The following is a 12,693-nucleotide window of genomic DNA, read 5'->3' as shown; positions in this document are numbered from 1 at the left end:
CCGCTATCGCGAGCAGGCTCACTCCTACACGGGTTTTGTAGTGGGTCAGGGATCAGGCCGTGTCGCGCAATCCCTGTGGGAGCGAGCCTGCTCGCGATAGCGGTCTCTCAGTGCCATCTGTATTGACTGACACTCCGCCATCGCGAGCAGGCTCACTCCTACAATGGTTTTGGGGTGGGTCAGGGATCACGCGGTGTACCGAAAACCCTGTGGGAGCGAGCCTGCTCGCGATAGCGGCCTCTCAGTGCCATGTGTATTGGCTGACACTCCGCCATCGCGAGCAGGCTCACTCCTACATGGGTTTTGTGTTGTTTTGAAATTCATCTGCGGTCAGCTTTCTGACCCAGGAACAACGCCAGCGCCAGTGCCGGCAGCACCGCCACGGCTATGGCCGAGAGGTTCCAGCCGAAGTGTTCGTACAGCGGGCTGGCGACCAGTGAGCCGAGAGCGCCGCCGACGAAGATGCTGGTCATGTACACCGCATTGAGACGGGCGCGGCTGTGCGGGTCGAGGGCGTAGACCTCGCGCTGGCCGAGCACCATGTTCAGTTGTACGGCAAAGTCCAGCAGCACCGCACACACCACCAGCCACACATAACCACTGCCCGGCAGCGCGGCGATCAACAGAGACAACGGTGCCAGCAGCAACGCCACCAGGGTACCGCGACGACCGTGCCCGGCATCGGCCAGACGTCCGGCAATCGGCGCGGCAATCGCACCCACCGCTCCGACCAGCGCAAAGATCGCCACTTGTGCCTGGCTGAAACCGTGATGACGCATCAGCTCGATCGGCGCGAGGGTCCAGAACAGGCTGAAACTGGCGAACAGCAAGCCTTGATACAGCGAACGCTGACGCAACACCGGAAAGCGCCGAGCCAGGGCAAACACCGAACCAATCAACGCGACGTAAGTGGCTTTGTGCGTCGGCACCCGACGCGGCAATGCCACAGCGGTAATCAACGCGATCACCGCCATCAGTGCCGCCGCGCTGTAAAACACCCCGCGCCAGCCGAACACTTCGACCAACAGACTCGAGAGCGGACGCGACAGCAAAATCCCCAGCAGCAAGCCGCTCATGATATTGCCGACCACGCGCCCACGACTGGCTTCCGGGGCCAGATGCGCGGCCAGCGGCACAAGAATCTGCACGGCGACTGAGGTCAGGCCGATCAGCAAGGACAAGATCAGAAACAGCGACGGCGAATGGGTCAGGCCAGCGCACAGCAGCGTCACGCTGGCAGCGAGGGTGAAACCGACTACCAGACGGCGGTTCTCCATCAGGTCGGCCAGCGGCACCAGCAGCAACAAACCCAGCGCATAACCGAATTGGGTCAGCGAGACGATCAGGCTGGCATTGGCGCTGGACAGGCCGATCTGCGGCGCGATCAGTTCGACGATGGGTTGCGCGTAATACAGGTTGGCGACGACCGCGCCGCAGCAGAAGGCCAGAAACGCGACCATCAGGCCGGAGAGTGAAGCAGGCTGTTCGGCCGGGGCCGCAACGGCAGGGTTGCCCGTAAGCATGGTGACACCTCGTTGAGTTCGGGAAAGTGGTGCCAAGGCTACGGTCACCCGGCGGCGGCGAGAATCCGTACCAGGGGCAACGCACTGATGCGTCGAGCGCAACGTTGCTTCTGGCGCAACGCGCTGTTGCGCGGGCCGGTGATTCTCTGCCGCAAGCGTCTTCTCTACGCTTTGGCCCTGGCGCAGACGTCCGCATCGGCGCCCTTCCCCGGCTGCTACAAGGAGCGTTTCCATGACCCGCACTTCACTCGTCCTGCCACTGCCCGCCGCGTTTTTCTGCCAACCATGAACAGCCAACTACTCAAATCCAGAACCCTGTGGATCAGCGTGGCTGTGCTCGCGGTGATCGGCCTGAGCGTCGCCGTCGCACTGATGTGGCGCCCGGCGATCGCACCGATCAAACGCCCCACGTCATTCGATAGCGCGCAGTTGCAACGCGGCGCGCGGGTGGTCGAGGCCGGCGACTGCGCGGTCTGCCATACCCGCCCCGGCGGCGAATACCTGGCCGGCGGGCTGCCGCTGGTGACGCCGTTCGGCACCCTGTACAGCACCAACATCACCCCGGATGCGCAGACCGGCATCGGCCAGTGGTCTTTGCCGGCATTTGAACGGGCGATGCGCAAAGGCATTGCCCGCGACGGCCACTTTCTCTACCCGGCCTTTCCCTATGTGCACTACCGGCGCATGAGCGCAGCGGACATCGCCGATGCCTACGCCTACCTGATGAGCGGCCCCGCCGTACACGCCCCCGCCAGGCAGAACCAGATGAACTTCCCGATGAACATCCGCCCGCTGGTGTCGTTCTGGAACCTGCTGTTTCTGCATGGCGAGCCTTTGACGCCACTGGCCGAACACAGCGCGGCATGGAATCGCGGACGCTACCTGGTCGACGGCCCGGGCCACTGCGCCGGCTGCCATTCGCAGCTGAACCTGATCGGCGCGGAGAAATCCTCGGAATATCTGCAGGGCGGCAGCGTCGATGGCTGGGAGGCCCCGGCGCTGGTCGGCCTCGGCCAACGCGCCAATCCATGGAATCGCGAGCAATTGGTCGGCTATCTGCGCGCCGACGTCGTCGATGGCCACGGCACGCCCGCCGGGCCGATGCGTCCGGTCAGCCTGAGTCTGGCGCGCTTGCCGGCCAGTGAAGCCGAGGCGATCGCCGACTACCTGTTAAGTCTGCAGAGCCCCCACGCAGTGACCGAAACCACGCCGAAAAAGCAGCCGAGCAGTCCAGCGGATCACAGCAGCGGCGCCCTGCTCTTCAGCAGCGCCTGCGCCGGATGTCACGCACCCGCCGCACCGATGCGTGAAATCGACGGACGCCCCGGTCTGCAAAACACCTCGGCCCTGCAAGCGGCCAGTTCGCGCAACTTTCTCAAGACCGTGCTTGAAGGCGTGCCCGCCATTCCCGGCGCACCCGGCCCGGTGATGCCGCCGTTCGCCGCCAGCCTCGACAACGCCCAGCTCGGTGCACTCGCCGCGTACCTGCGCGAACAAGCCAGACCCGACCAACCTTGGGCCGACCTCTCGTCCACTATTGAAGCGTTACGTCAGGAGACGAAATGAGCCAGATCACTCTCACCGTCAATGGAGCCGCCCAAGCGCTGGAGCTGGAACCGGACATGCCGCTGCTGTACGCATTGCGCAATCACTTGAACCTCAACGGCGCCAAATACGGCTGCGGCCTGGGCCAGTGTGGCGCGTGCACGGTAATCGTCGACGATAAGCCGGTGTTCGCCTGCCTGACGCCATGCGCCGGCCTTGAAGGGAAAAAGATCCGCACCGTGGAAAGCCTCGGCAGTGCCGAGAAACCCGGCCCGCTGCAAGCAGCGTTCATCGACAAGCAGGCGGCGCAATGCGGTTACTGCATCGCCGGCATGCTGATGCGCGCGCAGTCGTTGCTTGAACGCGATCCGCACCCGGACGAGCAAACCATTCGTGAGCACATGGCCGGCAATCTGTGCCGTTGCGGCACGCACTTGCGCATCATCGAGGCGATCAAACAGGTGGCCGGACACGACGGGAGCCTGACATGAGCGAAGCAAATGGCTTGAACCCCAGCCGCCGGGCGTTCCTGCGCGGCGGCGCGCTGTTGATGGCCTTCACCCTGATGCCGGTAGCGCGGCGGGCCTTGGCCGACACCGAAGTCGACACCCTCGGCACCGTGGTGCTGGCCCCCGATCTACCCGGCAGTCTGCGCACCAACCCTTACCTCGACGCGTGGATTCGCATCGGCGCCGACGGCATCACCGTGTACACCGGCAAAGTCGAACTGGGCACCGGGGTGAAAACCGCATTGCTGCAAATCGCCGCCGAGCGTTTGCAGGTACCGGCCAGCGCCGTCAATTTGCTCACCGCCGACACCGCACTGACGCCCAACGAAGGCTACACCGCCGGCAGCCACAGCATTTTCGACAGCGGCACCGCGCTGTACAACGCCGCTGCGCAGGTGCGCGAAATGCTCGTCGATGCCGCCGCGCGCAGTTGGCAAGTCGACGCTGCGCAACTGAGCACTCGCGACGGCATTATCGAAGGCCCGAGCGGGCAACGCATGGCGTACGCCGACGCGGTCAGGCATGTCGATGTGCACCAATACGCCAAGGCGCAATCACCGGCGATGGCGGCGGCCGACTTCAAGCTGATCGGGCACAACCTGCCGCGTCTGGACATTCCGGCCAAGGTCAGCGGCGGCGCGGCGTTCGTGCAGGACATGCGCCTGCCGGGCATGCTGCACGCGCGAGTGATTCGCCCGCCGCGCCCCGGCTGCACGCTGCAGGCATTCGATACGGCATCGATTGAAGCGCTCAGCGGCGTGGTCAAAGTGATCCGCGACGGCAACTATCTAGCCGTGGTCGCCCGTGATGAATGGCAAGCGATCAAGGCCATGCGCAGCGGCATGGAGAGCGCCAAGTGGAGCGGCGGCGAGGCGATTCCAGAAGCCGCCGGGATTCACGATTTGCTCAAGCAATTGCCCTCCAAGCGCTACCCGATCAGCAACAACGGCAATCCCGGCGGCGCAAGCGAGACACGCTTCAAGGCGCGAGTGACCAAGCAGTATCTGATGCATGGCTCGATCGGCCCGTCCTGCGCGGTGGCCTGGTTCAACGATGGCCTGCTCACGGTCTGGACTCACACCCAGGGCGTCTATCCGCTGCGCGCCGGCATCGCCGAAATGCTTCGTTTGCCGCCGGAGCGTGTGCGCTGCATTCATACCGAGGGCTCGGGCTGCTATGGCCATAACGGCGCCGATGATGCCGCCGCCGATGCGGCATTGATCGCCATGCGTTTGCCGGGCACGCCGGTGCGCGTGCAATGGATGCGCGAGCAGGAAAATCTCTGGGAGCCGTACAGTTCGGCGATGGTCACCGAGGTCGACGCTGGCCTCAGTCAGGGCCGTTTGCAGGACTGGAACTACGAGCTGTGGACCACGCCGCACAACGAACGCATCGTCAATGCCGGGCGCCTGCTGCCGGCACGCTTGCTGGCCAAACCCTTCACCTCGGCGCCCTCGGTGCCGATCGCCCAGCCCGAAGGTGACGGCGATCGCAACGCGGTGCCGCTGTATGAACTGGGCGCGACGCGGATCAACATGAACTTCGTCACGACGATGCCCTTCCGCACCTCGGCCATGCGTTCGCTCGGCGCGCACATCAATATCTTCGCCATCGAGGCGGGTATCGATGAGTTGGCGATCCAGAGCGGGCTCGACCCGGTGGCGTTGCGCCTGACGCATCTGAGCGACCCGCGCGCCCGTGCCGTCATAGAGCGCGTGCGTGACGAAATCGGTTGGCCACACAAGGCCAGTGAACCCGGCGCGGGGATCGGTTTTGCTTTCGCCCGCTACAAGAACATCATGGGTTACTGCGCCCTCGCGGTGAAACTGCGGGTGCATCCGCAGACCGGCGAGATCCGCGTCGATCATGTGGTGACGGCGGTCGACGTCGGCCAGATTGTCAGCCCTGATGGCCTGCGCAATCAGGTCGAGGGCGGCATCGTCCAGTCGGCGAGCTGGACGCTCTACGAAAAAGTCGCCTACGACGCCGGCGGTATTCGCAGCTACGACTGGAGCGGTTATCCGATTCTGCGTTTTACGCAATTGCCGCAAAAGGTCGATGTGCACCTGCTTGATCAACCGGGCGAACCCTTCCTCGGCGCCGCCGAAATCGTTCAAGGGCCAATGGCTGCCGCCCTCGGCAACGCGGTCAGCAATGCCACGGGCCGGCGCTGGCTGAACCTGCCGCTGACCCGCTCGACCCCACCCGCCTGAATCACGCCCGCGCTCGTCATGGATGAGTGCGGGTGCCGTTGCGCTGCGCGCAAAACTGCGTAGCGCCGGCCACGGATTATCAGCCCGGCCACCCCCGGTTAAGTTAGCTGCACAGCACGCGGCACCTGGCTGCCGCGCTTGAACCCTACTCATCGAAATCCGGAGCTACCCATGACCCGTCGCCTGTTCCAACCGATCGCCCTCGGCCCTTACACCCTTGCCCACCGCGTAGCGATGGCGCCCCTGACGCGCTCGCGAGCCGGTCAACCGGGCGATGTTCCGACCGCGATGAACGCCGAGTACTACCGCCAACGTGCCAGTGCCGCGCTGATCATCACCGAGGCCACGCAGATTTCCCAACAGGGCCAGGGCTATGCGTGGACGCCGGGGATCTACACCGATGCACAAGTGCAGGCGTGGCGGGAAGTCAGCACGGCGGTGCACGAGGCCCATGGCCTGATCTTCATGCAGCTGTGGCATGTCGGCCGGGTCTCGCATCCGAGCTTCCAGCCTGACGCCGGTTTGCCGGTGGCACCGAGCGCACTGCCTGTGCCGGGCAAGACCTTTATCGTCGATGAACAAGGCAATGGCGTGTGGGGTGATGTGCCGGTACCGCGCGCCCTCGAAACAGCGGAAATCGCCGCCATCGTCGAAGACTATCGCCGCGCCGCGCGTAACGCCTTGAACGCTGGCATGGACGGCGTGGAAATCCATGCCGGCAACGGTTACCTCCTCGATCAATTCCTTAACAGCAACAGCAATCAGCGCAACGACGCCTATGGCGGCAGCGTGGAAAACCGTGCGCGCTTTCTGCTGGAAGTAGTCGCCGCCGTCGCTGACGAAGTCGGTGCCGAACGCGTCGGCGTGCGCCTGACGCCAATGGGCCGCTTCATGGGCATGGGCGATGACACGCCTGAAGCGACCTTCGGTTATCTGGTCGAAGCGCTCAATCAGTGGAATCTGGCCTACCTGCACCTGGTCGAGCCGGCCATGGTCGGCACGGTCAAGGACGAGAACTTCGACCCGCGCTGGGACGCGATCATCGCCCAGTTGCGCCAGACCTGGAACGGCGTGCTGATCCTCGCTGGCGGTTACGACGCCGACTCCGCCGAACAGGCCTTGAGCGCTGATCGCGCCGACATCATTGCCTTTGGCCGGCCATTCCTGGCGAACCCGGACCTGCCACGTCGGTTGCACGATGGCCTTGAGCTGAACACACCGGATCCGAGCAGTTTCTTCGGCGGCGATCAGCGTGGTTATGTCGATTACCCGTTTCACGCCTGAGGTCTGCGCTTCATAACTTTTAAGGTTTGTTTAAGGACTTTCAATGTCGCTGGCGGCGAGACTTTGCCCATCGATCAGGAGAGCCGCCATGAACCCGCAATCGGTGAAGTCAGACCACCCCTGCCACCTCGCGCGCCCCTTGGGCGCGCTGTCCGGCTGGCAGGAACGCCGCGCCAAGGCCTACATGCTGCGCGACCTGAGCCGCAGCCTGCGGGTCAGCGAAATTGCCGAGCACTGCAACCTGTCGCGCAGTCATTTTTCCCGGGCGTTCAAGATCGTGACTGGCTGCTCGCCGCAGGAATGGATGCTGAAGATGAAGATCGACAAGGCCAAGGGCTTGCTGCTGACCTCGATGGCGATTACCGACATTGTTTACGAATGCGGTTTTTCCGATCACTCGCACTTCACGCGCACGTTTGGACGCATGGTGGGAATGCCACCGAAGGTCTGGCGACAGGCGATGTGCCGGGCGCGGGTGGCGGTGGTTGAGGCGGATGTCTGGCGGCTTAGCGATGGGCTGCTGAACTCGACGATAGGCGCGCGGTTGACGGAACTGCGGCCTTGAGTCGGATTCCAAAGAGTTTTGTTCACTCCTCCCTTTTGGCCGCGATTTTCGCGGCTTTTTTTTGTGATAGAGCGCTGGCGGTCGACGTAGGTCCCGCGGTGAATCCACCCCTCACCCCAGCCCTCTCCCCAGGGAGAGGGAGCCGATTTGTGGGCTTTCCAACACCGGGGTTCGGCTAGATATCCCAGGTCGGCATACCTCGACCAAACACCACGGTCATCCCCTCTCCCTCCGGGAGAGAGCTAGGGTGAGGGGCTTTTGATCCTGGCGTCCGGCGCCAGCGGCAGTCTGAAACAGATTCGCGCGCCCTCTTCGCTGTCCTCCACGCGCAACGTCCCGCCATGGGCGCCGATCACCGTTCGGCAAATCGCCAGGCCCATGCCCATGCCACTGCCTTTGGTGGTGAAAAATGCGTCGAAAATCTCCTCACGCTGATGCTCGGCAATCCCCGGCCCATTGTCCTGCACAGACACACAGACCTGCCCATCGGCCACCGTCGACTCGATAACCACCCGCCCATCCACAACACCCTGCCCGGCCATCGCCTCCAGTGCGTTGGTGATCAGGTTGTAGATTACCTGCTGGATCTGCACGCGATCCGCCAACACCGGGCCAGCAGCATTGAGCCGGGTGTGCAAGCTCACCCTGCGACTGTGCACATCACTGGCCGTCAGTTGCACTACCTCGCCAATCAACACGTCAATCGAAAGCGGCAGCCGTTGCAGCGGCGCCTGTTTGGCCAAGGCGCGCAAGGCCTGGACAATCTCGGTGGCCCGGGCGCTGTCGGCGCGGATGTCCTCCAGGCCCTGAATCGCTTCGTCGAGATCCGGTGTGTCGCGCTTGAGCCAGCGCAGACTGGCCGAGGCGTTCGATGAGATTCCCAGCAATGGCTGGCTGATTTCGTGGGCGATCGAGGCCGACAGCTCGCCCATCATTTTCAGGTGCGCGTTACGCGCCAGTTCCGCCCGCGAGCTGCGCAAGTCAGCCTCCATCTGCGCCCGCAGTCGGTTGTCTTCGACCAGTTGCGCGTACAACCGCGCGGTCTGCAACGACACCGCCGCCTGCGAGGCAAGGATTTCCAGCATCGTCAGGCGTTCGGCGCTGAACAGCTTCGGAACCAGGCTGTTTTCCAGATAAACCAGACCAATCAACGCGCCTTGTTTGAGCAACGGCAGGCACATCATCGAGCGCGCCTGCCGTTGCTGCAGATCAGCGCTGTAGGCTTGCGGGCAGTCGGCGCGGGCATCGTCGAGCACCATCGGCGTGCGCGTACGCATGGTCGAATTGAGCACTGAAACCGGGGCGATCTGCTCAAACGGGCGCTGGTTGTCCTGGCTGACCCGCACGTTACCCGCCTCGACGTGCGCGGCAGCGGCCAGTTGCAACTCACCGTCAGCGACCAACAACAGCGCACCCCGATCGGCTCCGGCCTGAATCATCAAGTGATTCATCAAGGTTTCCACCAGCCGATCGAGCAGCACTTCTTGCGAGACCGCGCGCGCCGCTTCGATGCCGACTTCCAGATCAAGGCGCACCCGCGTCACCGGCGCTACGGTTTCCAGCGAATACTCGCGAGCCAGAAACGGATGCGCGGCTTCGAGCTGACGCGCCTTGGCCTGCGCGCCCCACTGGACATAACAATCGCGGGCGACGCGCAGGTGATGATGCGTTCCCGAGACCAGACCGTTTGCCAGGCAAACTTCAGCCAATTGCTCATGGGCCAGCGCTTGTTCATGGATGAACCCGGCCGCGGCCGCGGCGATTTGCGCCTGGTCGAAGCAGCGAATGGCGACCAGCCCTTCCCCGCGCACACGGGCCATTGCGCCTTCGACCAGCAGCAGTTTGTTGCTGAAGGTCGAAGGATTGAGCTCCACCCAAGACAGGAAACGCTGACGTTGCTGCTGCAGTTTCTGCAATTTTTCCGCGGCAGAGCCCGGCGCATCGGGACTGGCCAGCGCCAGGCTGTAGAACAGGTAGTAATGGGCCAGATCGATGTGCGCCGGCAGCGACCAGGTCAACGCCTCGGCGTCTTCGAAACGGCGCAGCGCGTAGCGCACTTCACCGAAATAGAACGCCGACATGCCCGAGTACAACCCTTTCCAGAACAGTGTCGGCTGCGAAACGCGACCGCGATCCAGCGGGCCGAAGCGGTCATGCTCCAACGCATCAAGCTCTGCGATCGAACGAGGCTCAGGCCCATTGCGCAGGTCACTGGCAAACGCCTGTTGCGCCAGCAGAATGCGTTCGATGTCGATGTAGTGAAACTGCCGCACCCAGCTCAGGCCGACGTCCAGTTCGTTCAACACGTTTTGCAGCGGTTCGCCCATGAACAGCAAATCCGAGCCGATATGGTTGCAGGCGTAACACGACATGCCGAGATCGCCGCCCGCCTGACCGCATTCGAACGCGGCGAAAGCCTTCTGCCGGGCGTGGGCCATCGGTTTGGTCCACGGGCTGACCTGATCCAGCGCCACCAAGGTGCCGGTGCGTCCCGCTTCGTAGCCATGCAGATCAGTGAGTTCAAGCGCCAGTTCGGCGAAAGCGGCACCGTCCAGATATTCGCCATAGCGGTCGGCGATCATCACGCCGTACCAGGCAAAACCGTAGCCGCTGCTCGGCGTCGTACCATGCAGCAACGTCAGCTCGACCATCTTCGCCAAGTGCAGAAAGGCAATATCGTCCTGCACGAAGAATGAGGCGATCAGCGTGCTCAGCAGCTCCATCGCCACTTCGATTCGCGGCTCGTTGGCCTTGGGCAATGCGGTCAGATCAGCGATCCGTCGCGCGCCGACCAATTGCCGAACCCGCTCGAACGCTTCGCCCAGTTGCGCTTTCGAGGGTTGTCGCTGCAGGTCGATATCGAGCAACGCAAGACCGCTCAACGCTTCGCTGATCGCCCCGTGATAATCGGAGTGCAAAGTGCGCAGACTGGCGCGCAGGCGATAGGTTTTCGCTCGGTCCAGTGTGGTCTCGGCGTGGTTGAGGCATTCATCGAGGCGCTGTTGCGCGCCGGGGAGATCCGCCAGCAACATCGCGCAATCGGCCGCCAGCCAGCGCGCCGCGAAGGCTTGCGGGTAGAGCTGCGTCCAGCCGCTGTCGCCGAGCAAAAATTCGGCGCTGCGCAGATATTCCACGGCCTGCTCAACCGCGGCGCTAGCGCGGGCGCGCTCGGCGGCTTCGACCAACAGCTGGATGAAATCGGCGCGCCGAGGTGGTTGCAGCGCGTTGACGTCGCTGCGCTGAATCTGACTGGCAATGTCGAAGACCCGCGCCTGCCGCTGCTCGCCGCAGTGATCGAGCATGGCGGCGGCTATGCGCGCATGTTCGACGGCGCGCCCGGCTGGCGCCGTCAAGGCAGCGGCCGCCTCGAGTACGCGGTCGTGGGGAAACACCAGTTGGCCCGGTTCGCGCAGGAGAAACCCGGCGCTGACCAGGTAATTCACATCACGCAGCAATTGCGCTGGATCATCCGGCAGCAGTCGCTGCAACAGCGCTTCTTCACAGCGCCCACCGACGTAACCCGCCGTACGCAGCACTTCGCGTGCACTGACCGGCAGACGCTGCAAGCGGTGCACCATCAATTCGGCCACATTGTCGGCGTAGCGATAGCCGTTCACCTCGGCCTGATCCCACACCCAGCGCCGCGTCGTTGCATCGAAACGCAGCAGACGCTCATCCACCAGAGCCCGTGCCACCTGGCTGACGAACAACGGATTGCCGGCGGTCTTGAAATGCACGACGCGCGCCAGCGCCTCGAGGTTATCGACGTCGGCATCGAGTTCGATCGCCATCAATTGCGCGACGGCCTGCGCCGACAGCGGCCGTAATGCAAGATCGCTGACTGGCAATGTCGGGGCGGCGCGCAGGTCATCGCGCCAACTGCCCGGACCTTGCGGTAGCTTGCCCTCGCGATAGGCCAGAATCAGCAACAAATGCCGCGTCGGCCGGGCGATGAAAGCTTTGAGAAACGCTTGGGTCGAGTCGTCCGCCCACTGCACGTCATCGATGAACAACAGCAGCGGATGCCCCGGTTGCGCAAAGACCTCGAGGACATCGAGCAGCGCCCGATTGACTCGGTCGAGGGCATGGCGGGCCGGCATGTCCGGTAATTCGGCGGTGGTACCGATCAGCAATTCGGCGTCCGGCGCCATGTCCACCAGCAAGCGGCCACGGCCTTTGAGGGTATCGCTCAGCTGCGCGCCGAGGGCCTGCAAGGCCAGCGTGGGCTTGGTCAACACTTGGCTGATCAGCGATTGAAAAATCTGCGCCAGTGGCGCGAAGGGTCGGTCGTTTTGCAGCAGTTCAACCTTGCCGCTGGCCCAGTAACCGGGTGCTTGTGTGCGCAGCACTTGCTGAATCAGCGTCGACTTGCCCGCCCCCGGCGCGCCGGCGACCAGCAGCACGCGGGCGATGCCATCGCTGCGCACGCGCTGGATCTGTTCGAGCAGTTGCTTGCGCTCGTCATCACGGCCGAACAGCACATCGTCGCGCGTAGCCGTCGCCCGTGCATCGAAGGCACCGAGGCGGAACGCTTCGATCTGGCCTTTTTTCTGCCATTGGCGCAGGCACCAGGTCAGATCGGCGGCCAGCGATTCGATGCTCTGGTAACGCGCCTCCGGCTCCTTGGCCAGGCCTTTTAGCAGCACATGACAAATGCCTTGCGGCAGGTCGGGGATGTATTGCGCCGGCGACAATGGCTCGACGGCGGCATGCACATGCAACCATTGCGAGGCGTCGCGGGCGGTCAGCGGCGGGCGCCCGGCCAGGGCCTCGTAGATGATTGCCGACAGCGCATACACCTCGCTGCGTTCATCGAACCCGGCGCCATCGCGCTGCAGCTGCTCCGGCGCCAGATAGGGCCAGTGTTCGAGGCTCGGCAGTTCGCTGTCCGGGGTTTCCTGGGCCTGGGTGTGAAAGCCCATCAGCCTGACACTGTCGTCAGCGCCGACCAGCAGATGCCAAGGCAATAAAGCACTCTGTGGGAGCGAGCCTGCTCGCGAAAGCGGTGGGTCAGTCAAGGGCGATGTCGGCTGAATTGACGCTTTCGCGAGCAG

General features: G+C 63.8%; 7 protein-coding genes. 5 read left to right on the top strand and 2 right to left on the bottom strand.

The window, feature by feature from the left end; translation table 11 throughout:
* Nucleotides 1-320: 320 nt before the first annotated feature.
* A complete protein-coding gene (locus DCO47_RS21620) occupies nt 321-1,523 on the bottom strand; it encodes an MFS transporter (protein ID WP_116658887.1) in 1,203 nt (400 codons plus the stop codon).
* An 87-nt stretch (nt 1,524-1,610) separates the two neighbouring features.
* Here DCO47_RS21620 and DCO47_RS21615 point away from each other — a divergent pair, with 87 nt between their 5' ends.
* The 5 genes from DCO47_RS21615 (at nt 1,611) to DCO47_RS21595 (ending at nt 7,639) form a co-directional block, all read left to right on the top strand.
* Nucleotides 1,611-3,089, top strand: coding sequence for a cytochrome c (locus DCO47_RS21615; RefSeq protein ID WP_371919891.1), 1,479 nt, complete (start codon nt 1,611-1,613; stop codon nt 3,087-3,089).
* Complete coding sequence (locus tag DCO47_RS21610; protein ID WP_116658886.1) at nt 3,086-3,559, top strand: (2Fe-2S)-binding protein; 474 nt, start codon at nt 3,086-3,088, stop codon at nt 3,557-3,559. The genes DCO47_RS21615 and DCO47_RS21610 overlap by 4 nt, the downstream gene beginning before the upstream one ends.
* On the top strand, nt 3,556-5,790 hold the full coding sequence (locus tag DCO47_RS21605; RefSeq protein WP_116658885.1) for a molybdopterin cofactor-binding domain-containing protein: 2,235 nt from the start codon (nt 3,556-3,558) through the stop codon (nt 5,788-5,790). Before DCO47_RS21610 ends, DCO47_RS21605 begins: the two co-directional genes overlap by 4 nt.
* Nucleotides 5,791-5,961: 171 nt before the next feature.
* Entirely contained in the window at nt 5,962-7,074 is a 1,113-nt protein-coding gene (locus DCO47_RS21600; RefSeq protein ID WP_116658884.1) for an alkene reductase, read from the top strand.
* Nucleotides 7,075-7,162: 88 nt separating this feature from the next.
* Nucleotides 7,163-7,639 carry a helix-turn-helix domain-containing protein gene (locus DCO47_RS21595; protein ID WP_083352829.1) on the top strand — a complete coding sequence of 159 codons (477 nt, stop codon included), beginning with the start codon at nt 7,163-7,165 and terminating at the stop codon, nt 7,637-7,639.
* A gap of 242 nt (nt 7,640-7,881) precedes the next feature.
* Here the strand turns inward: DCO47_RS21595 and DCO47_RS21590 are convergent, their stop codons facing one another.
* Nucleotides 7,882-12,561 carry an AAA family ATPase gene (locus tag DCO47_RS21590; protein WP_371919892.1) on the bottom strand — a complete coding sequence of 1,560 codons (4,680 nt, stop codon included), beginning with the start codon at nt 12,559-12,561 and terminating at the stop codon, nt 7,882-7,884.
* Between the last annotated feature and the right edge of the window lie 132 nt (nt 12,562-12,693).

The sequence above is a fragment of the Pseudomonas sp. NDM genome (assembly GCF_003105095.1).
Classification (GTDB): Bacteria; Pseudomonadota; Gammaproteobacteria; order Pseudomonadales; family Pseudomonadaceae; genus Aquipseudomonas; species Aquipseudomonas moraviensis_A.
The sequence above is the reverse complement of the archived record's forward strand: the minus strand, read 5'-3'. Positions and strand labels throughout refer to the sequence as shown.